15 protein-coding genes and 1 pseudogene are annotated in these 21,009 nt (G+C 72.2%); 10 read left to right on the top strand and 6 right to left on the bottom strand.

What is annotated here, in order from left to right; all coding sequences use genetic code 11:
• Nucleotides 1–39: 39 nt before the first annotated feature.
• The gene (locus ACFYQA_RS31410) at nt 40–447 is read right to left on the bottom strand and encodes a RidA family protein (protein ID WP_388925151.1); all 408 of its coding nucleotides are present in this window, start codon (nt 445–447) and stop codon (nt 40–42) included.
• A 211-nt stretch (nt 448–658) separates the two neighbouring features.
• Between ACFYQA_RS31410 and ACFYQA_RS31405 the strand changes: the two genes are divergently transcribed.
• On the top strand, nt 659–1,681 hold the full coding sequence (locus ACFYQA_RS31405; protein WP_388925148.1) for an endonuclease/exonuclease/phosphatase family protein: 1,023 nt from the start codon (nt 659–661) through the stop codon (nt 1,679–1,681).
• A gap of 502 nt (nt 1,682–2,183) precedes the next feature.
• Nucleotides 2,184–4,823, top strand: coding sequence for a SpoIIE family protein phosphatase (locus tag ACFYQA_RS31400; RefSeq protein ID WP_388925084.1), 2,640 nt, complete (start codon nt 2,184–2,186; stop codon nt 4,821–4,823).
• Nucleotides 4,824–4,844: 21 nt separating this feature from the next.
• Here ACFYQA_RS31400 and ACFYQA_RS31395 read toward each other — a convergent pair whose 3' ends face one another.
• The 3 genes from ACFYQA_RS31395 to ACFYQA_RS31385 are packed head-to-tail and all read right to left on the bottom strand — an operon-like array spanning nt 4,845 to nt 8,532.
• Nucleotides 4,845–6,944: a xanthine dehydrogenase family protein molybdopterin-binding subunit gene (locus ACFYQA_RS31395; RefSeq protein ID WP_388925081.1), complete on the bottom strand. Its 2,100-nt coding sequence runs from the start codon at nt 6,942–6,944 to the stop codon at nt 4,845–4,847.
• Between the two features lie 23 nt (nt 6,945–6,967).
• The gene (locus tag ACFYQA_RS31390) at nt 6,968–7,963 is read right to left on the bottom strand and encodes an FAD binding domain-containing protein (protein WP_388925078.1); all 996 of its coding nucleotides are present in this window, start codon (nt 7,961–7,963) and stop codon (nt 6,968–6,970) included.
• Nucleotides 7,960–8,532 (bottom strand): 2Fe-2S iron-sulfur cluster-binding protein, encoded by a 573-nt coding sequence (locus tag ACFYQA_RS31385; protein ID WP_388925075.1) that lies wholly within the window; start codon nt 8,530–8,532, stop codon nt 7,960–7,962. Before ACFYQA_RS31385 ends, ACFYQA_RS31390 begins: the two co-directional genes overlap by 4 nt.
• A gap of 193 nt (nt 8,533–8,725) precedes the next feature.
• Here ACFYQA_RS31385 and ACFYQA_RS31380 point away from each other — a divergent pair.
• From ACFYQA_RS31380 to ACFYQA_RS31355, 6 genes and pseudogenes are all read left to right on the top strand, one after another.
• A pseudogene (locus ACFYQA_RS31380) lies at nt 8,726–8,853 on the top strand (IclR family transcriptional regulator); the annotation flags it as partial.
• A 412-nt stretch (nt 8,854–9,265) separates the two neighbouring features.
• Nucleotides 9,266–10,525 (top strand): acyl-CoA dehydrogenase family protein, encoded by a 1,260-nt coding sequence (locus ACFYQA_RS31375; protein WP_388925072.1) that lies wholly within the window; start codon nt 9,266–9,268, stop codon nt 10,523–10,525.
• 53 nt (nt 10,526–10,578) lie between these two features.
• Nucleotides 10,579–11,037: an RrF2 family transcriptional regulator gene (locus ACFYQA_RS31370; RefSeq protein WP_388925069.1), complete on the top strand. Its 459-nt coding sequence runs from the start codon at nt 10,579–10,581 to the stop codon at nt 11,035–11,037.
• A 135-nt stretch (nt 11,038–11,172) separates the two neighbouring features.
• Complete coding sequence (locus tag ACFYQA_RS31365; protein ID WP_388925066.1) at nt 11,173–11,370, top strand: hypothetical protein; 198 nt, start codon at nt 11,173–11,175, stop codon at nt 11,368–11,370.
• A gap of 218 nt (nt 11,371–11,588) precedes the next feature.
• Entirely contained in the window at nt 11,589–12,695 is a 1,107-nt protein-coding gene (locus ACFYQA_RS31360; RefSeq protein ID WP_388925063.1) for an ABC transporter substrate-binding protein, read from the top strand.
• Between the two features lie 152 nt (nt 12,696–12,847).
• The gene (locus ACFYQA_RS31355) at nt 12,848–13,612 is read left to right on the top strand and encodes a YqjF family protein (RefSeq protein WP_388925060.1); all 765 of its coding nucleotides are present in this window, start codon (nt 12,848–12,850) and stop codon (nt 13,610–13,612) included.
• A gap of 81 nt (nt 13,613–13,693) precedes the next feature.
• Here the strand turns inward: ACFYQA_RS31355 and ACFYQA_RS31350 are convergent, their stop codons facing one another.
• Nucleotides 13,694–13,894, bottom strand: a complete 201-nt coding sequence (locus tag ACFYQA_RS31350) for a type II toxin-antitoxin system VapB family antitoxin (RefSeq protein ID WP_386394171.1) — start codon at nt 13,892–13,894, stop codon at nt 13,694–13,696.
• A 277-nt stretch (nt 13,895–14,171) separates the two neighbouring features.
• Between ACFYQA_RS31350 and ACFYQA_RS31345 the strand changes: the two genes are divergently transcribed.
• Nucleotides 14,172–18,476 carry a GH92 family glycosyl hydrolase gene (locus ACFYQA_RS31345; RefSeq protein WP_388925057.1) on the top strand — a complete coding sequence of 1,435 codons (4,305 nt, stop codon included), beginning with the start codon at nt 14,172–14,174 and terminating at the stop codon, nt 18,474–18,476.
• A 132-nt stretch (nt 18,477–18,608) separates the two neighbouring features.
• Here the strand turns inward: ACFYQA_RS31345 and ACFYQA_RS31340 are convergent, their stop codons facing one another.
• The gene (locus ACFYQA_RS31340; protein ID WP_388925054.1) at nt 18,609–18,992 is read right to left on the bottom strand and encodes a hypothetical protein; all 384 of its coding nucleotides are present in this window, start codon (nt 18,990–18,992) and stop codon (nt 18,609–18,611) included.
• A 290-nt stretch (nt 18,993–19,282) separates the two neighbouring features.
• Between ACFYQA_RS31340 and ACFYQA_RS31335 the strand changes: the two genes are divergently transcribed.
• Entirely contained in the window at nt 19,283–20,998 is a 1,716-nt protein-coding gene (locus tag ACFYQA_RS31335) for an enoyl-CoA hydratase-related protein (protein ID WP_388925051.1), read from the top strand.
• Nucleotides 20,999–21,009 lie beyond the last annotated feature (11 nt).

Genomic DNA, 21,009 nt, shown 5'->3' with positions numbered 1-21,009 from the left:
CGCCCTGGGCGGGCCTCGGCCGAGGTCCGCGCCGGCACCTCAGTCGAGCACCGCGACGGCCTCGATCTCGACCAGGTGGTCGGGGATGTCCAGTGCCTGTACGCCCACCAGCGTGGCCGGAGCCGCCGGGGCGGTTCCCAGCTTCTGAGCCGCGCGGGTGGCGCCCTCCATGAACTGCGCCATCTTGTCGGGGGTCCAGTCGACGACGTAGGCCGTCAGTTTCGCGGCGTCGGCGAAGGTGGCGCCCGCCGCGGCCAGGGCGGTGGCGACGTTGAGGTAGCACTGCTCGACCTGGGCGGCGAGGTCGCCCGCGCCGACCGTGACGCCGTCGGCGTCCCATGCGACCTGCCCGGCGGTGAAGACCATCCTGGAACCGGACGCGATCGCCACCTGCCGGTAGACGTCGATCTTGGGAAGTCCCTCGGGGTCGACCAGGGTGATGGCCATGCCGCCTGCCTCCTTGTGCTGTGAGCCCGTGGGCTCGCTGTCGCCCGGACCGGTGACGGCCCGGGTGGTCGTGGTCACCTGCGGTTACTCGGAAACCGTAAGAGAGTGGCCGCTGACGTGGAAGAACGCACTTTTTGGTAACGGGGGAACCTGAAAGTGACCCAGGCACGGAAACCGCGTCATGCAGGAACGCGTCCTGGGGAGAAGGATCATGTGGGCGGGGCCACGGGACAGCGGGGAGGAACGGGTGGGCGGCGGACGGTGGGGCGCGCGCGGTGGGTCGGTCCTGACTCGGGGGCGGGTGATCGTGGCGGCCTCGGCGCTGACGGCGGGGCTGTTGTTGTTCCACCGTGCGGTGCCCGACTCCGTGGGCCGGGCGGGCAGTCTGCTGGAGTCGTTCCTGCCCTGGCTGGGGCTGGTGGTCGTCGTGCTGTTCGCGGCGGCGCTGGTGCGGCGTTCGGCGATCGCGCTGCCGGCCCTGCTGCTGCCGGTGACCGCCTGGACGTACCTCTTCGGCGGGCTGTTCCTGCCCGAACCGCGGGCCGGGGCTCAGGATCTGGTGGTGGTGCAGCACAACGTCAGTGACGAGAACACCGACCCGGCGGGTACCGCCCGTACCCTGGCCGTCGCCGGCCCCGACCTCATCGCACTGGAGGAGCTGGTGCCGGCGGCGCTGCCGGTCTACCGGCGGACGCTCGCCCCGGGTTACCCGTACCACGAGGTCCGGGGCACCGTCGGTCTCTGGTCGAGGCATCCGCTCACCGATGCCCGGCTGCTGGACATCAAGCCCCGGGGGATCACGGAGCCGTGGAGCCGCGGGCTGCGGGCCGTGGTCGGCAGCCCGCACGGGGACATCGCGGTGTACGTCGCGCACCTGCCCTCGATCCGGGTCGGGCCGGGCGGCCTCGCCTCGGCCCACCGGGACGAGAGCGCCCGCCTGCTGGGACGGGCCCTCGCCGCCGAGGAGCTGGAGACGGTGATCCTGCTGGGCGACCTCAACGGCACCGTCGACGACCGTGGCCTGGCCCCACTGACCTCCCGGATGAACGTGGCGGAACGCGGCTTCGCCCTCAGTTTCCCCGCCGGGCTTCCCCTGACCCGCATCGACCAGGTGATGGCCCGCTCGGCCGCCGTCCGCCACATCCGCACCCTGTCCGGCACCGGCAGCGACCATCTGCCGGTCGCCGCGCGGATCACCCTCGACCGAAGCACCCGGCCAAACCCGCGGTCCTGACGGCGGGTCCGGAACAGGCAGAGGGCCTGCCTGTCCTCCCGACGGCCGGCCGGGTGACGCCCGGTCACCATCTCCCCGGTGCCCGCCCACACCGGCCGGCGTGGCCGGCGTGGCCGGCGGGCATCTGCGGGGCCCTGCCGACCGCGCCCGGTTCCGCGTCGCCGGTGGAGTACCGGTCCGACAGCGGGCCGGCCGGGTTCGTCGGCCGGACGACACGAGGCCGGGTCACCGGAGCCGTCGCCGTCGCGCGGCCGGTCGTGCAACCGGTCTCCGGCGATGCCCAGCGGGTTGGTGTCGTCGCCCTCCGGACCGGCGATGAAGCCGTCGAGAGACATCGACATGTCCAACACGAGCGAGCCGCGTCATGACGTCCTCCGGGGAGGGTCCCGGGTCCCGGGGCCCGTATGAGGAGGACCGCCGCGGACGTACGGACTCATCGGTCGTGTGCGGCGGACGGGTGAGTGTGCACGCGGCGGCGGGTGCCGTGGGGCAGACTGATCCCATGGGCGACCTCAATGCCCCCGGGGCGCCGTCGCGGCGGTTCCCTCCGGAGCCGGAGAGTGTGGCGGAGGCTCGGCGGTTCGTGCGGGCCACGCTCGACGAGGCCGCACCGGAGACGTTGGACACCGCGCAGCTCCTGGTCAGCGAGCTGGTGACGAATGCGGTGCTGCACGCGCGCACCGAGATCGAGGTGACGGCCCGGGCCGGGGACGGCGGGATTCTGGTGCGGGTGAGCGATCGGCGGCCGGAGCGCGGGCTCGTGCCGTACGGGGGTCCCGCGTACACCGGTACGGGGCAGGGGCTGGTCCTGGTCGAGCGGCTGGCGTCCCGGCACGGCGTCGACACGGGCGACGCGGTCAAGACGGTGTGGTTCGAGTTGTGGCCCGAGGGATCGCCGTCGCCCCCTGCGTCGGACGGGTGGGTGGCCGCCCCGCCCCGTTCCGGGCAGGGCGAGACCGTGACGCTCCTGGACGTACCGGCGGCGCTCTGCCTGACCTGCACGCAGCACCGGCACACGCTGCTGAACGAGCTCGTTCTGGCCCTGGCCTCCGGGGACGTCCCGGGCATGACGGCGGAGGACCTCGCGGTCGCCCTGGCCATGAACGACGTGATCAGTGCGGGTGTTACGGCCACGCTGCAGCGGCAGCATGCCGAGGCGGAGTTCGGGTCCCTGCCCCTGTGGGTGTCGTCGGGCTCCGGACCGCCGATGGAGACCTTGCGCTCGGTTCTCGACGTGGCCGAGGAGGCTGCCCGTGACGAGCGTCTTCTGACACTGCCGGCGCTTCCGCGCGGGCGCGGCTTCCAGGAGTGGCTGTTCGAGCAGATCAGCGACCAGCTCGCCGGGGAACGACCCACGGCGTGGACGGTGATGCCCCGGGAGCCGGGCGCCGGTACCTCGGAGCCGGTGCTGTGGGACGCCGGGCAGGTGCAGGCCAGCAGGGTCGCGACGATCGCCGCCGACGAGTCGAATCGGATCATCGCGGTCAACGGGCCGGCGGCGGACCTGCTCGGCTGGCCCGCGGACGATCTCGTCGGGCAGCCGCTCACCGCGCTCATCCCGGAGCATCTCCACAGGCGTCACACCATGGCGTTCACGTCCCTGCTGCTCAGCGGGCAGCCCCGGATCCTGGGCCGGTCGCTACCGCTGCCCGCGTTGCGCCGCGACGGTGAGCTGGTCCCCGTCCGGCTGTTCGTCGAGAGCCAGGAGACCGGCGACGGCCACACCGTGTTCGTGGCCCGGTTCTCCCCAAGAGGATCCGCGCCCCCGGCTCGTCCGCCCGCCCGGCTCCGGCCCGGGGCCCCGCAGGAGGCGGGCGGCGCCCCCTGGTCCGCCTCCCCCGGAGGGGACCGGAGAACGGGCGTGGGCCGGGCCGGCGGCACGTCCGAGCTGGAACGGCTTTCCCTGCTGGCCGAGACGGGGGCCACGCTGAGCACCCTTCCGGACCTGAACGAGGGCCTGCGACGGGTGGGCCGGGTCCTGACCCGCTGGCTGGCCGACTGGTGCCTCGTGGACCTGTTCACGGCGCAGGACGAGGTGGAGCGGGTCTGCGTCATGCACCGGGCGCCCCAGGGGCCGTGGCCCGAGGAGTACGAGGGCCGGCTTCTGCCGCTGTCCGAGACCTCCCAGGGGCCGCTGGCCCGCGCGCTGCGCGGGGCGGGCCCCCTGCTGTTCACCGAACTCCCGCCCCCGGGCCGGGCCGCGAGCCCGCTGGACGCCCACTACGCGGAGCTGTTCCGGAAACTGGGCGCGAACAGCGCGGTGGTCGCCCCGCTCCGGTCGCCCCGGAAGGTGATCGGCGCGCTCACCCTCGCCCGGAAGGGGCGGGGAAGGCCGTTCACGGAGGAGGATCTGCCGCTGGTCAACGAGCTGGGGCGCGCGATCGGCCTTCGGGTGGACAACGCCCGCCTCCACCAGGAGACGCGGAAGATCGCCGAACGCCTCCAGCGTTCGCTCCTGCCGGCGCTGCCCCAGATCCCGCGTCTCCATCTGGCCGCCCGCTACGCGGCCTCCTCCGCCACGGCCGAGGTCGGCGGCGACTGGTACGACTGCTTCGCCCTGCCCGACGGGGACACGGCGCTGGTCATCGGTGACGTCGCCGGGCACGACCTCGACGCGGCCATCGCCATGAGCCAGCTGCGCAACATGCTGCGCGGTATCGCCGTGGACCGTCAGGAGCCGCCGGGGGAGGTTCTGCGTCGCCTGGACATGGCGAACCACACCCTGCACCAAGAGGCCACCGCGACCTGCGTCTACGGCCTGCTCAAGGAAGTCGGGAACGGCCTCTGGGAGTTCGCGCACTCCTCCGCGGGCCATCTGCCGCCGCTGCTCGTCAGCCCCAACGGCCGCACCCGCTACCTGGAGGACGGGGCGGGGCTGCTGCTCGGCGTCGACCCCGATCTGGTCCGGCCCCAGGCCAATGACGCGATCCCGGCGGACTCGACCTTGCTGCTGTACACCGACGGCCTCATCGAACGCCGCACCGAGTCCCTGGACCACGCCCTGGACCGGCTCCGCGGACACGCCGCCGGGCTGGCCCACGAGCCCCTCGACGTGTTCTGCGACGAGTTGCTCATCGGACTGGCCGCCGGCAGCGACGACGACATCGCGGTACTCGCGGTCCGCCCCGGGTCTCCGCCCTGACGGCGCGTGCGGCGAGGCCGTTCAGCCCGCCAGGGCGGTCAGTACCTTGTCCGGCGTCAGCGGGAGGTCACGCAAGCGGATGCCGGTGGCGTGGTGCACGGCGTTGCCGATGGCCGCCGCGGTGCCGACGATGCCGATCTCGCCGATTCCCTTGCTTCCCATGGGGTTGAGGTGGGCGTCCTCCTCGTCGATCCAGTGCGCCTCGATGCGGGGCACGTCGGCGTGCACGGGCACGTGGTAGGCCGCCAGGTCCGACTCGGTGAAGTCGCCGAAGGCGGTGTCCATCGTGCTGCCCTCGGTCAGCGCCATACCCAGGCCCATGGTCATGCCGCCGATGAACTGGGACCGCGCGGTGCGGGCGTTGAGGATTCGTCCCGCGGCGTAGACACTCAGCAGCCGGCGCACCCGGACCTCTCCGGTGACGCGGTCCACGGAGGTCTCCGCGAAGTGCGCGCCGAAGGCGTGGCGCGCGTAGGGGCTGTCGGCGTCGGCCTGTCCCGTGGTGTCCGCGTGGGCGGTGATCCCCTCGTCGGGCAGCGGCCCCGTGCGAGCGGCGAGGGTCCCCGCCAGCCGGGTGCACGCCTCGTGGACGGACCAGCCCCAGGAGGCGGTTCCGGAGGAGCCGCCGGCCAGCGGCGCGGAGGGCAGGTCGCTGTTGCCCACCTCGGTCCGCACCCGGTCGAGGGGCGCGCCGAGGGCGTCCGCCGCCACCTGGGTGAGCACCGTGCGGGCTCCCGTGCCGATGTCGGTGGCGTTGATCCGTACGACGAACGTTCCGTCCGGCAGCGCGCGTGCCTCGGCGGTGGACGGTGCCACGAGAACGGGGTAGGTGGCTGCCGCGACGCCCGTGCCGACGAGCAGGGGGCCCTCGCCGCGCGAGCGGGGACGCGGATCGCGCGCGGCCCAGCCGAACCGCCGCGCGCCGTCCCGCAGGCACTCCGTGAGGTGCCTGCTGCTGAACGGCTTGCCGCTGTCCGGTTCGCGTTCCGGTTCGTTGACGAGGCGCAGCTGTATCGGGTCCATGCCCAGTTCGCCCGCCAGCTCGTCCATCGCGGACTCCAGGGCGTACATCCCCGGCGCCTCGCCGGGGGCGCGCATCCACGAGGGGGTGGGCACGTCGAGCCGCACCAGCCGGTGGAGCGTACGGGAGTTGGGTACCTCGTACATCGTGCGGGCGGGGACCGCCGCCTGCTCCACGAACTCCCTGATGCGGGAACTGTGCGTGACGACCTCATGGGTCAGGCAGCTCAGCCGGCCGTCGGTCCCGGCGCCCAGGCGGAGCCGGTGCAGGGTGGGCGCCCGGTGTCCGACGGAGGTGGGCAGGTGACGGCGTGGCAGGGCGACGGTCACGGGCCTGCCCGTCCGGCGGGCGGCCATGACGGCGAGTACGACGTCGGGACGTGGGGTGCCCTTGGAGCCGAAGCCGCCTCCGACGTGGTCGGCGGTGACGGTGATCCGGTCCTCGGGCATCTCGAAGAGTGCGGCGAGCGTGGCGCGTACCGTGGTGGTCCCCTGACTGGAGGTGTGGACGACGAGGCGGTCCCTCCGCCAGTGCGCGGTGCTCGTGTGGGGTTCCATGGGGTGGTTGTGCAGGGGCGGCACCCGGTAGGCGACGTCGACCCGGACGGGTGCGGAGGCGAAGGCGCCCTCGGGATCGCCGTGCTCCCTGCGGGCCGGGTAGCCGCCGTTGGCGGTGTCCGGCTCGTACGCGTCGGGGTGGTCCGCCCTCAGGGCCACGTCGTGCTCCTCCACCGCGTACTCGACACGGACCGCCTCCGCGGCCAGGCGGGCCTCCTCCGGGGAGCGCGCCACGACGAGTGCAACGCACCAGCCCCGGTGCGGCACCCGGGGGTTCTGGAGCACGGCCAGCATGGGGTCGTCGGGTTCGGCGATCGTGGGGGCGTCCTCGTGGGTGAGCACGGCCAGGACCCCGGGCAGGTCCAGGGCCGCGGCCGTGTCGACGGCCGTCACCCGGCCGCGGGCGATCGTGGCGGGCACGGGCCAGGCGTGGGCACGGCCCGGCAGCGGGTGTTCGGCGGCGTAGCGGGCGCTGCCGGTGACCTTCTGGTGTCCTTCGCGGCGCTCGGCCGGAGCTCCCAGGGTGGAACCGGTGCCGCTCATGGTGTCCTCCTCGACGTGCCGGTTCAGGTGCTGGTGGGCCCGGCGAGCCGGGTCAGGACGTCCAGGGCGAGACCGCGGGCGAGGCCCACCTTGTAGCCGTTGTCCCGCAGGGGCCGGGCCGCTCGGAGTTCCAGGTCGATGCCCTGGGCGAACGCGTCCGCGGCCGCCGGTCCGCCCCGCAGCGCCTCTTCGGCGTGGGTCGCCCGCCACGGCCGGTGGGCCAGCGCGCCGAAGGCGAGGCCCACCTGTGCGACGGTGCCGTCGTCCGACAGGCGCAGGACGGCGGCGACGGACGCCAGGGCGAAGGCGTACGAGGCCCGGTCGCGGGCCTTGCGGTAGGCCGAGGGCAGCGAGGCCGTGGCGGCGGGGAGCACCACACCGGTGATGAGTTCACCGGGGCGGATCTCGGTGTCCCGTTCCGGACGGTCGCCGGGCAGCCGGTGGAATTCGGCGGCCGGGATGCTCCGGGAGCCCTCGGTGCCGTACAGCTCCACACGGGCGTCCAGGGCGGCGAGCGCGACGGCCATGTCCGAGGGGTGGGTGGCGATGCAGTGCTCGGAGTGGCCGAGCACCGCGTGATCGCGGTGTGTGCCGTCGCGGGCGCCGCAGCCGCTGCCCGGGTCCCGCTTGTTGCAGGGTTTGGACACGTCCTGGAAGTAGGGGCAGCGGGTCCGCTGCAGCAGGTTGCCGCCGGTGGTGGCGGCGTTGCGCAGCTGGCCGGAGGCGCCCGCGAGGAGCGCCTGGGACAGCGCGGGGTACCGGTCGCGGACCAGGGGGTGGGCCACGAGGTCGCTGTTGCGGACGGTCGCGCCGACGCGCAGGGATCCGTCCGGCAGCTCCGCGACCGTGTCCAGCGGCAGGCGGCTCACCTCGACGAGGAAGTCGGGCCGCTCCACACCCAGTTTCATCAGGTCGACGAGGTTGGTGCCGCCGCCGAGACAGCGGGCGCCCGGGTGCGTGGCGAGCGCTTGGGCGGCTTCCTGGACGGTCGTGGCCCGCAGGTGTCCGAAGGGCTTCACGGGGCCACGTCCCGCACGGCCTCGACGATGTGCGGATAGGCGCCGCAGCGGCACAGATTGCCGCTGAGCCGCTCGCGGATCTCGGCGGCGTCCAGTGCCACCGGCCGCCCCGGCGGCGTGGCGGGGTCGGTGGCGTGGGAGGGATGACCGGCCGCGGCCTCGGCCAGGACTCCGACGGCCGAGCAGATCTGCCCCGGTGTGCAGTACCCGCACTGGAAGGCGTCCCGGTCGAGGAACGCCCGTTGCAGAGGGTGCAACTGGTCACCGTCGGCGAGTCCTTCCACCGTCAGCACGTCGCAGCCGTCCAGCGAGACGGCCAGTTGCAGGCAGCTGTTGACCCGGCGCCCGTCGACCAGGACCGTGCAGGCGCCGCACTGGCCGTGGTCGCAGCCCTTCTTGGCCCCGGTGAGGTCCAGGTCCTCCCGCAGAAGGTCCAGCAGGACGCGCCGGTGGTCGATCAGGAGGGTGTGCGGCTTTCCGTTGACGCTCAGTGTCACTTCGGAGCGGTACGCGGCCGGCGGGGCGCTGCCCGTGCCGTCGGCACCGTGGTCGTGCGGGGAACTGTCCATGGCGTCGGGGAACCTTCCGGGCGGCCGTGGTGCGTTAGTGGTGTCACCGGCCGGCGCTGTCGGCCGGTGACGCCATACCCACCGCGTATCCAGGTCGTGGCACCTGACACGTGCCGCCTTCCTTCCGGGGAGGAGGGAGGGAGTTCCCGGAGCGACCTTGCCCTGCGGTGCGGGCCTGGCGCACGCTGGTGCCATGAGCACGGGCCCCACGCTCATGGCACCAGCGTGCAGCGCGCCTTCCGCCTGCTGGAGGCGGTGAGCGCGCACGAGACCGGTGCGCCGGCGAAGCGGCCGGCGCGCGAGGCGGGGCTGCCGCCGGCCGCCGTCGGCCCGTTCCATGCGGCCGTGTCCACTACAGTGCCGCCGCCGCGGAGGCCCGGATCGGCGGCGCCACTCCTGGGCCGACAGCTCGTACGACCGGACGCGGTCCCGGTGGTCGTGCGTAATCGTGGTGATCAGCAGTTCGTCGGCGCCGGTGGCTGCTGAGGCACGACAGTGGGCGCGGTGGCGGCGGGCGATGCCGTCGACGTCGAGGTGGCCGCCGAAGACGGGGTGGCCGGCCAGCCGGCGGGCGTAGGCCCACAGGGGACCCCCCTTCCCTGCTTTCCCTACTGATTTACTAGGGAAGTATTGACGGGGCTCAACCCGGGCGCACAGGATGAGGAGCGGAATCCAGGTCCCGCACCGCGTGCCCGTGCCGCGCCGAGCGGCCGACCTCGAGGAGACCACCGTCATGGGCGTTGCCCCCGCGCCTGCCGGCCCGGTCCAGGACCCCGATCGGCGCTTCTCCGGCCGGCAGGACTCCGACCGGACCGGGCAGGACCGTGCGTACTGGCTGCGCGTCGCCCGTGAGACGGCGGACGACCTGGCCACCGACGCGGCGGCCAGGGAACAGGCGGGCAAGGCCCCCGTCGACGAGGTGTCCCGGCTGCGTGAGGCGGGGCTGCTGGCCCTGCTGGTGCCGGCCCGGTCCGGCGGCGGAGGCGCGGACTGGCGTACGGCCTACGCCGTCGTCCGGGAGATAGCCGCGGCCGACGGCGCGATCGGCCAACTGCTCGGTTCGCACTACTTCCTGTCGGGGAGCGCCCGGTTCTTCAGCGATCCGGCCCGTGCCGCGCGGATCGAGCGGCGGTCGGCGGCGGAGCAGTGGTGCTGGGGAGGCGGTTTCGCCCACCAGGAGCCCCCGCTGACACTGACCGGGAAGGCCGGCGGGCACGTGCTGGACGGCCGGCAGAGCTTCGCCGCCGGGGTCCTGGTCGCCGACCGGCTCGCCGTGCGCGCCGTCCGGGCCGACACCGGTGAACCACTGGCCGTCGCGGTCGATCCGGCACTGCCCGGGGTGGGTGCCGACGGGGACGCGGACACCTTCGGCCAGCGGCTGGCGGCCGGCGGGTCCATGGAGTTCGACGCCGTGCCGGTCACCGCCGACGACGTCCTCGGTTCGCTGTCCGCGGACGAGGACGTCCTGTCGCCCCTGACGGCGTTGGCGTCCCCGGTCAGCCGCCTCCTCTCCGTGCAGCTCCGGCTCGGTCTGGCCGAGGGCGTGCTCGCCGAGGCCCGTGAGTACAGCAGGTCGGGGCAGTGGCCCTGGCACCCCGTCTGGCCCGCCGAACCGCCCCGGGATCCGCAGACGCTCACCGTGTTCGGGGAACTCACCGTCCTCACCCGTTCCGCGGCCGCGCTCGCGGACCAGGCGGTGGACGCCGTACTGGCGGGGCTGGAGCGCGGGGAAGGGCTCTCCTACGACGAGTACGCGGAGATCTCGGTCCTTGTGGCGATGGCGGAGGCCGCCGCGTCCGGGGCCGCGCAGGAGTCCACGTCCCGCGCCCTCGACGTCATCGGCGCCCGCTCCATGTCCGCACGGCTGGGCTTCAACCGGTTCTGGCGCAACGCCAGGGCCCACACCCTGCACGAGCCGGTCTCCCACCGGCTGCGCGACGTCGGCGACTACTTCCTCAACGGCGCGTACCCGCCGTTCGTCCTGCCGGCCTGATCATCCGGGGACCCGCGCCGGACACCGGCCGTGGCGTGCGGGATACTACGGATATGCGGATCTCAGCCAGGGCGGACTACGCGGTACGGGCCGCGTTGCAGCTCGCCGCACCACGGGACGACGCTCCCCTGAAGACCGAGGCCATCGCCGACGCCCAGGACATTCCACACAAGTTCCTCGAAGGCATCCTGAACGACATGCGTCGGGGCGGGCTCGTCCTCAGCCGGCGCGGCGGCAACGGCGGGTACCGGCTCGCCAGGCCGGCCGAGTCCATCAGCATCGCCGATGTCATACGTGTCGTGGACGGGCCGCTGGTCTCGGTGCGCGGGGTCCGCCCACCGGACCTGTCCTACTCCGGGCCGGCCCAGTCGCTGCTGCCCCTGTGGATCGCGCTGCGGTCCAATGTGCGCGAGATCCTCGAAGGCGTGTCGCTGGCCGATGTCGCCGCTGCCGAACTGCCCGCCGATGTCGCGGCGTTGACCGAGAATCCGGACGCCTGGGTGAACCCCTGACACACCGACCGATCAGCCGATTATCAGATCATGAGATGACTTTATCCAGCATATGAACACCCCCTTGGGGCGGGCGCCGCCTTCTGCCACGATCCCTATCAACCAGGTAGGAAAACTAGGGATCAGGGGACGGTCATGACCATGCGTACGCCCGACCGTACGGTTCGCCCCCTGCCCCACCTGACCTCGCGCCGCCACATCGACTTCGGCCGCACGTCGAGCGCCATCTGTCGTCACTCCGCGCCCCAGCAGTCCCCCTCCGGGCAGCCCGACCGCGGGCCGTCGGATTCCGGACGGTCCGTCAGCGGACCGTCCGCCTCCCGGCACGCCTGAAGCGGCCCGCTCACGGGGCGCACGGGCTTTGGGCAGCTCACCGCCGCGCTCCTGCCCACCCCGGTCCCGCCCGGCGGTCCTCCCGTCCGTCCGCGCCCTCCGTCCCGCCCGGCAGTGAGCCAGGGCCGGCGCCCGGCGCACCCGTCGATGCGCTCCGGCCGGCCCGCCGCCGCACCCCGCCGTTTTTGTCTCCTCACCATTCCCGAAAGGACACCTCCGTGTCTGCCGCCAGACCGCTCACTCTCCTGCGCGCCATTGCCGTCACCGCGACGCTGCCCCTTCTGCTCACCGCGTGCGGCTACGGCTCCGAGTCCACCGACGACGGCAAGCGGTCCGAGGTCGCGGCGGACGCCGAGAAGCTGTCCGTCGACGAGGTGAAGCTCGGCTACTTCCCCAACCTCACCCACGCCAACGCGCTGGTGGGCGTCGAGGAGGGCCTGCTGCAGAAGGAGCTCGGCGCCACCAGGATCAAGTCGGCGACCTTCAACGCCGGACCGTCCGAGATCGAGGCGCTGAACGCCGGTTCCATCGACATCGGCTGGATCGGCCCCTCCCCCTCCATCAACGGATTCACCAAGTCCCAGGGCAGGAACCTGCGCATCATCAGCGGTTCCGCCTCCGGCGGCGTGAAGCTGGTGGTGAACCCGGACAGGATCAAGTCCGAGGACGACCTCGAGGGCAAGAAGATCGCGACCCCGCAGCTCGGCAACACCCAGGACGTCGCGTTCCTCAACTGGATCGCGGAGAAGGGCTGGAAGGTCAACGCGCAGAGCGGCAAGGGTGATGTCTCCGTCGTCCGCACCGACAACAAGGTGGCGCCCGACGCCTACAGGTCCGGCTCGATCGACGGTGCCTGGGTGCCGGAGCCGACGGCGTCCAGGCTGGTCGCGGAGGGCGCCGAGGTGCTGCTCGACGAGGCCGACCTGTGGCCCGACAAGAAGTTCGTGATCACGAACATCATCGTGTCGCAGAAGTTCCTCAAGGAGCACCCGGACGTCGTCGAGGCCGTGCTGCGCGGCTCGGTGAGGACCAACGACTGGATCAAGGCCAACCCCGACGACGCCAAGGCGTCCGCGAACAAGGCCATCGAGGAACTGTCCGGCAAGGCCCTGCCCAAGGACGTCCTCGACCCGGCCTGGGAGTCCATCACCTTCCTCGACGACCCGCTGGCCTCCACACTCGACTCGCAGGCGCAGCACGCGGTGAAGGCCGGCCTGCTGGAGCAGCCCACCCTGGACGGCATCTACGACCTGGCACCTCTGAACAAGGTGCTCAAGGCCGAGGCCAAGGAAGAGGTGGACGACGCGGGTCTCGGCGTGAAGTAGAAACCGCCCCCCGGTCCTGGTGAGTTCGCGGGAGCGGCGGCCGTCACCACGGCCGCCGCTCCCGCGTGCGTCGTACGACGCACGCGGGAGCCGGTCGTGCGTCTCGAGCCCCCGGCAGCGTGCCCTTCCCAGGCACTTGGGACACTGCTGCGATGCCGCCGCCCCCTGGGTTCCCGGAACCCATAACCGCCGATCCGCCCAAGGCGATCGCACGTCCACTGCTCACCCAGTCGTGGCTCGACCTGACCTTCCTCCACTGGGCCGTGGACCCGGCCGACGTGGCTCCTCTACTGCCGCCCGGCACCGTGCCCGACACCCTGGACGGCGTCACCTACGTCGGGCTGGTCGCCTTCCGGATGCACCGGGTCGGATGGCTGCGCCTCCCCGGCATCCCCTACCTCGGCACCTTCCCCGAGACCAACGTCCGCCTCTACTCGGTGGACGAACACGGGCGCCGGGGCGTGGTGTTCCTCTCCCTGGACGCCTCCCGCCTGCTGCCCGTGACGGTCGCCCGGGTCGGCTTCCGGATGCCCTACCTCTGGTCCCGGATGGCCATCCGGCACAGCGGCGACACCGTCACGTACACCAGTTCCCGACGCTGGCCCGGCCCTCGCGGCGCCCACAGCCGCATCACCGTGCGGGTCGGCGAACGGATCGGGGAACCCACCGAGCTGGAGCACTTCCTGACCGCTCGCTGGGGCCTGCACGGCGCCTTCTTCGGCCGGTCGATGTACCTGCCCAACACCCATCCTCGCTGGTCCCTGCACCGTGCCGAGGTGGTCGAGTGCGAGGAGGACCTGGTGACGGCGGCGGGCCTGCCGAAGCCGGTGGGCGGCCCCGTGAGCGTCCTCTACTCGCCGGGCGTGCCCGCCCGCTTCGGACGTCCCGCCCGCCCGGCGGGCATCCGGACCCCTTGACGTGTCAATAGGCCGAAGCCCGGCGTACTGCGACGAGTTCCGGTGGTGCGGGGCCCTGGGAGCGGGGCCCCGCCCCCAGGGTCAGCCCTGCGGCTCCTGGGGCTTGGCGTCCGTCTCGTGCAGGTTCCGGTCCGTGAGTTCGGTGCGTGTCTCCGTACGGTGGCCGCGGGCGATGTAGTCCCGCACCACGACCTCGACGGCGTCCTGGGGCGACCCGACTCCGGCCAGGACCATGACTTCCACGACGAGTTCGGCGTCGAGGGTGACGGTGACCTTGGCCATGGCGCTCTCCTGACGGCGTCGGGCTCTGCGTGGCCCGGATCGCCGAACTCTACAAGGCGGGTTCGTCGCCGCACACGCGGACGCATGACTCCCTGTACGACTTCCCCGCTCTTCAGGGCATGCACGCGTCACTTCTCCCGGTGTTCATTTGCTCTTCCCCGAGGGCTTCCCTCCTGCGTACTGCGGGAGTTGAACTGTAGGCACGTGATCCGCAGTGGTCTCGGAAACCACACGGACAACGTTGTCACATCCACCGAGAGCAGAGGCAACCCCCGCCATGTGGAAGTCCGACAGGCCGAATCCACCGACGCCCCCGCCGGGGCGCCGCAGACTCCTGGCCACCCTTGTGGCCCTCGGCACGCTCGTGACCGGGCTGGTTCCCGCGTCCGGTGCCGCCGCCCAGGGCCGTGAGGTCGCCGCTTTCGACGCCGTCGACCTGTTCATCGGCACCGAGCTGGACCCCACGCAGAACAAGGGGAACAGCGCGTACGGGAACACCTGGCCGGGTGCCACGGTGCCGTTCGGCATGGTGCAGTCCTCCCCCACCACGTACCGCTCCTCGGACGGCGACCAGAAGGGGGGCTACGAGTACACCGCTGACAAGATCCGCGGCTTCGGCATGACCCGGCTCTCCGGAACGGGCTGCGAAGGACGGTACAGCGGCTTCGACTTCCCGGTGCTGCCCTACACCGGCGAACTCCCCGACGGCTCCCTGCCGTCCAGCCCGGCCGGGTCGATCACCGACTACTACGTGGGCTTCGACCACGACGGTGAGAAGGCAGACCCCGGCTCCTACTCGGTGGACCTCGCCAACGGTGTGGAGACCGAGCTGACCGCCACCACGCGCACCGCGGTGAGCCGGTACGACTTCCCCTCCGACGGTTCCTCGACGCTGCTGTTCGACGTGGCCGGTTCCAACAACCGGGTCTTCGGCAGCGAGGTGAACGTCGAGGGCAGGACCGTCAGCGGCTGGGTGGAGACCGCCTCGGTGTGCGACGAGGGCGGACGCTACCGGGCGTACTTCTCGACCACGTTCGACCGGCCCGTGAAGGACCACGGCACCTGGCAGGGCTCCGAGACGCGGCCGGGCGCGGACAGTGCCTCCGGTGGCGACACCAAGCACGGGGCGGGCGCCTACCTGGTCTTCGACCGCGGGGCGAAGGTCACCGCGAAGACCGGTCTCTCCTACGTCAGTGTCGCGAACGCGGCGCGGAACGCGGCCACCGAGACCCGCGGCAAGAGTTTCGACCAGGTGCGCGCGCAGTCCGCGCGGGTGTGGCGGGACGCGCTGGGCACGGTCGACGCCGCCGGGGGCAGCCGTGAGGAACGGGTGAAGTTCTACACCGCGCTCTACCACGCGCTGCTGCACCCGAACGTTTTCGACGATGTGAACGGCCAGTACCAGGGCTACGACGGAAAGGTGCACCGCGTCGCCAAGGGCCGTCACCACTACGTCACTTACGCGGGCTGGGACATCTACCGCAGCCAGGCCCAGCTGATCGCGCTGCTGTTCCCGAAGGTCGGCAGCGACATCAACCAGTCGATCACCGACATGGTGCGTCAGACCGGCAGCTGGCCCAACTGGCCGCACCTCAACCAGGCGCAGCAGAAGATGAGCGGCGACTCGCTGCAGTCCGTCGTCGCCTCCATCGACGCCTTCGGATCCACCGACTACGACCGGCGGGCCGCGCTCGGCCTGATGAAGTCCACGCAGGACCTGCCCGCCGACTCCACGCTGCGGCGGCACGCCTACCAGTACGCGACGGCCGGTTTCATCGAGAACCGCAAGGGCGACTCCGCAACGTCGAAGACGCTCGAGTACGCCGTCGACGACTTCGGTATCGCCCAGCTCGCCGGGCGTCTCGGCGACCGGGCGACGTACGACCGGTACATGGTGCGGGCGCAGAACTGGCAGAACGTGTTCGACGACGCCAGTGACCACATCCGACCCCGGGAGCGGACGGGATTCGACCGCGGCTTCGACCTGGGTGAGCGGGGCAACCAGTTCGAGCAGGCCACCGGCTACCAGTACGGCTGGATGGTGCCGCACAACGTGGGCGGGCTCATCGACAAGCGCGGCGGCATCGAGGCCACCACCAAGGCCCTGGACGACCACACCCGCGTTCTCGACGCGGGCGTGTACAACACCTCCGGCGCCTATCTGAGCAACCAGCCCAGCTTCACGATGCCGTTCGTCTACAACTGGCTGCGGCAGCCGCACCGTACTGCGGACGTGCTGCGGCGGGCCGTGGACGAGATGTACGGCACGAGTCCGCGGGGTCTGCCGGGCAACGACGACCTCGGCTCGCTGAGCAGTTGGTACGTCTGGGCCGGCATCGGTCTCTTCCCCGCCGTGCCGGGCACCTCCGAACTGGTCGTCAGCGGGCCCATGTTCGACCGGGTCACCATCGACAGTGCCGACAGCAGGCGGAGGATCACGCTGAAGTCGCCCGGAGGCGACGAGGCGCACTACGTGAGCTCGCTGAAGGTGAACGGCCGGGCCACCACCCGGTCCTGGCTCGACGAGCGCTTCACCCGCGAGGGCGGCACGCTCGACTTCCGCATGGCGCGGACGCCCGGCGCCTGGGGCACCGGCGCCGCCGACGTCCCCCCGTCGTACGCGGACGGCTCCGACGCCCGCAACAACATCGGCATCACCCCGGACGGCCGGGGCAATCTCGGTTCGCTGGACCTGAGCGACAACTCGCTGTCGCGGAAGCGGCTGAACGAGGCCGGGGCCGCGCCGGGCGCCACGCTGCCGCTCGGTGACACGGGCGTCGAGTTCACCTGGCCCGACACCGAACCCGGACAGCCCGACAACTGGATTCCGCACGGCCAGCGCATCGAGCTGGGCGCTGTCCGGGCCACCGGTGTCTCCTTCCTCGGTCTCGCCACCAACGGGCCGGCGCAGGGCACCGCGGTCGTCGAGTACACCGACGGCTCCACACAGTCGGTGCCGGTGCAGTTCACCGACTGGACGCCGGGGACGGACTACCGGTTCGGCAACGAGCCCCTGGTGACCACCACGGGACGCAACCGGGCCTCGGGAGGTGCCGACACCGTGGAGACCAAGGTCTTCGCCACGCGGCCCCGGCTGCTGGATCCCGCGAAGCGGGTCGCCGCCGTCGTACTCCCGCGGGGCAGCGACCGCGGTGTCATGCACGTGTTCGACGTCGCGTTCACCGACAAGCCGGACCTGGAGGTTCCCGGTTCGGCTCCGGAGCGCATCGTCCTGACGCCGACCGAGAAGCCGGAGAGCTCACAGGCCGTCACCTGGAGCACGGCCGCCGCCCTGCCCTTCGGCGAGGTGCGGATCCGCGAGGCCGGCGGCGAACAGTGGCGGACCGTCCGGGCCCGTGCCAACGAGGAACCGACCGCCGACGGTGAGCAGGTGCGAACGCACTCCGCGGTCCTCGACGGCCTGTCCCCCGGCACCGAGTACGAGTACCGGGTGGGCACGGGCGACCGGTTCAGCCCCGCCCACCGGTTCACCACGGCGCGCCCCGCGGGCGAGGAGTTCACCTTCCTCTACTTCGGCGACGCGCAGAACGAGCTGTCGTCGAAGTGGGCGCCGGTGGTGAAGCAGGCCTACGAGCGCTATCCGGATGCCGTGGGCAGCGTCAACGCCGGTGACCTGGTCAACACCTCGGGCAACGACAGCGAGTGGCGCGACTGGTTCGGCGCGATGGACGGATACAGCCAAACGACAAACGTCATCGCCGCGCCCGGCAACCACGAGTACGCGGGCGACACCTTTCTGAAGAAGTGGAAGTCGACGTTCGAGTACCCGGGCAACGGTCCGGGCGGCACCCCGGCCCGTGACGACAGCCCCGCCGAACGGCAGCGGGCGGCGTACCAGGCGCACATGGCCGAGGCCCTCGCCGAGACCGCGTACTTCACCGACTACCAGGGGGTGCGGTTCCTCTCCCTCAATGCCAGCACGGGTGACGCACGCCGGCTGATGACCCCGGACAACCTGCCGGCATGCACTGAGAACTGCCCCGATCCCGAGGAACTCTGGCTGGACATGCAGGGCCGCTGGCTGGACGCGGCCGTCGAGGACAACCCGGGAAAGTGGGCGGTGGCGGTCTTCCACCAGCCGGTCTTCTCCGGTGCCGAGGGCCGCGACGAGAAGGCGGTGCGCGACGCCTGGCTCCCCGTGTTCCAGAGGAGTGGCATCGACCTGGTGCTGATGGGCCACGACCACGTGTACGCCCGCGGGTTCGCCGACGAGGACGCCACCAGCACGCCCGGCGTGACGACCGGGCCCGTCTACACGGTGGCCGTCTCGGGGCCGAAGTACTACGAACTCGCTCCCGAGAACGACAACGTGTGGACCCGCAACGGCGCGACGCAGGTGGTCCGCGCCGGTCACACCTCCACGTTCCAGGGGATCAGGGTCACCAAGGACCGGCTCCACTACGAGGCCGTCGTCGCGGCCAAGTGGGACGACCGGTCGACCACCGACAAGGAGGTCGGCGAGGTGCTGGACTCGTTCACCGTCACCAAGTACGACGACGGCACGAAGTACGTGACCGAGGAGGGGATACCGGTACCGCCCGTGCCGACGGCCGGGCGCTGAGCGCGGGCGCCACCGCGTCCCGCGACGGCCGACGAGGCAGCCGGCCCGTGCTCCGGGGCTCAGCCCCGGGGCACGGGCCGGCCACGCGGCACGAGCCCGGCGGCCCCGCCGGGCTCGTGCGCCCGCCGTCCGTCAACCCGGCCGGTGTCCGGTATCGGAGTCGTCGGGGTCGACCCCGGTGAAGGCGTCCTCGTCCTTCGTGCCGCTGGGGCGCCCGGAGCGGCCCCGGCGCCCGGTGTCCCGCATGCCCTTCTCCTCCTCCGCGCCGTGCTCCTCACCGCGTCGGGTGTCACTTCTCACGACGTCGCCGGGGACCTGGGTGCGCTCCTCCTTGGCCTGCTTGCGGCCCGGTCCGCGCGAGGGGGCGTGTTCCTCCGTGTGGAAGGATCGGCGAGCGCTCGGGTTCTCCTGCTGCTGTGTCTCGTCGACGTCCGGGGACCAGCCGTGGTGCTCGGTCCCCTTGTGACGGCTCGGCCCGCCACCGGAGGGTTTCGGCGATTTACGCTCCTTGGCCATGTCTCGGCCCACCTGTCCGCTGTCGTAGTCGTAGGCGGCACGTCTCCTGAGTGCCCAGGACAGTAAAAGTCTCCCACTCGCTCCCATCACCGGCATATCGGGTGGTCCACGGTAGGTGGTCCCGGCGTGAGCGCGCGCGAGCCCGACGGCCGTCTGCCATGTGGCGGGAGCGGTCACTCTGTCGAGTGAGGAGCGGGATTCATGTCGACGCTCGCGCCCCGCCATGGCCGACGATCGCAGGCAGCCGGTCGCCTCACCCAGGGCGGCCGCAGCGCCCCGGAAGGCCCGCCATGCATGTCCTGCTCATCGCCAGCGCCTACAACAGCCTCACCCAGCGTGCGCACGCCGAGCTGCACGACCGCGGGCATACCGTCGCCGTGGAGGTGACACCCCGGGGCCCGGACGTGGTCGCCGCCGTCGGCCGGCACGAACCCGACCTGATCGTGGCACCCATGCTGAAGACGGTCGTACCGCGAGAGGTGTGGACGGCCCAGACCTGTCTGATCGTCCATCCCGGGCCCGTCGGGGACCGCGGACCGTCGTCCCTGGACTGGGCGATCCACGAGGACGCCCAGGAATGGGGGGTCACGGTCCTCCAGGCCGAGGAGGAGATGGACGCGGGGCCCGTCTGGGCCACGGTGACCTTCCCCGTGCCCCGGGTGGGCAAGAGCGACCTGTACCGCAACGAGCTGTCCGACGCGGCTCTCGACGCGGTGCTCACGGCGGTCGAGCGGTTCGCATCCGGCAGCTGGCAACCCCTCGACCAGCGCACTTCGCCGAGCGTGCCGGGTGCCCGGACCCGCCCCCCGATGCGCCAGGAGACGCGCCGCATCGTGTGGGCCGACGATGCGACCGGGACGGTCCTGCGCAAACTGCGCGCCGCCGACTCCCAGCCCGGCGTCCTGGACGAGCTGCTCGGCGGGGAGTGGTTCCTGCACGGCGGCCATGCCGAGTACGGCCTGCGCGGGCGTCCGGGGGAGCTGCTGGCGACCCGGGCGGGTGCGATCTGCCGGGCCACGACGGACGGCGCCGTCTGGATTCCCGAACTGCGGGCCCGTACCGGTGCCGGCGCACCGAGGGCCTGCAAGCTGCCCGCCGTCCACGCCCTGGCCGGACGGCTGCCGCGGCTGCCGGACCTGCCCGCTCCCGTACTGCCCTGCGCGGACGACGCCGGCTGGTCGGACATCCGCTACCGGGAGGAGGGACCGGTGGGAGTGCTGTCCTTCTCGTTCCCCGGCGGCGCGATGTCCACCGACCACTGCCGACGCCTGCTGGACGCCTACCGGGCGGCCTGCGACCGGCCCACCGCCGTGCTGGTGCTCGGCGGCGCCCGCGACTTCTTCTCCAACGGCATCCACCTCGGCGTCATCGAGGCGGCTTCGGACCCCGCCGCGGAGTCCTGGGCCAACATCAACGCCATGGACGACCTCGTCGAGGCCGTCCTGCACACCACCGACCGTCTCGTCGTCGCCGCGATCGGCGGCAACGCCGCGGCCGGCGGCGTCATGCTGGCGCTGGCCGCCGACGAGGTGTGGTGCCGCTCCGGCTCCGTGCTCAACCCGCACTACCGGCGCATGGGCCTGTACGGCTCCGAGTACTGGACGTACAGCCTGCCGCGCCGGGTCGGCGCCGCGACGGCCGAGCGGCTGACCCGGGAGGCGCTGCCGGTCAGCGGCGCCTCGGCCCGGGACATCGGCCTGGCCGACCGGCTGATCGAGTGCCCTCCCGCCCGTTTCACCGCCGAGGTCACCCGGCTGGCCGAACGCTGGGCGGGCTCTCCCGGGGCGCAGTCACGCCTCGCCGCGAAGAAGGCGGAGCACGAGCACCGGGCGGCTGTCACCCCTCTGGCGGCGGTGCGCGAGCGGGAACTCGCCCTCATGCGCAAGACTTTCCTCGACCCCGACGCTCCGTACCACGCACTGCGCCGGGCATTCGTGCGCAAGGAATCGGTTCCTGCCGGCCCGGCCGCCACGCGTGCGGTGGCGGGCGAGCGGGCCGACGCTTAGCAAGGAACCGG

This window comes from Streptomyces sp. NPDC005774 (assembly GCF_042871645.1).
Taxonomy (GTDB): domain Bacteria; phylum Actinomycetota; class Actinomycetes; order Streptomycetales; family Streptomycetaceae; genus Streptomyces; species Streptomyces pratens.
The sequence above is the reverse complement of the archived record's forward strand: the minus strand, read 5'-3'. Positions and strand labels throughout refer to the sequence as shown.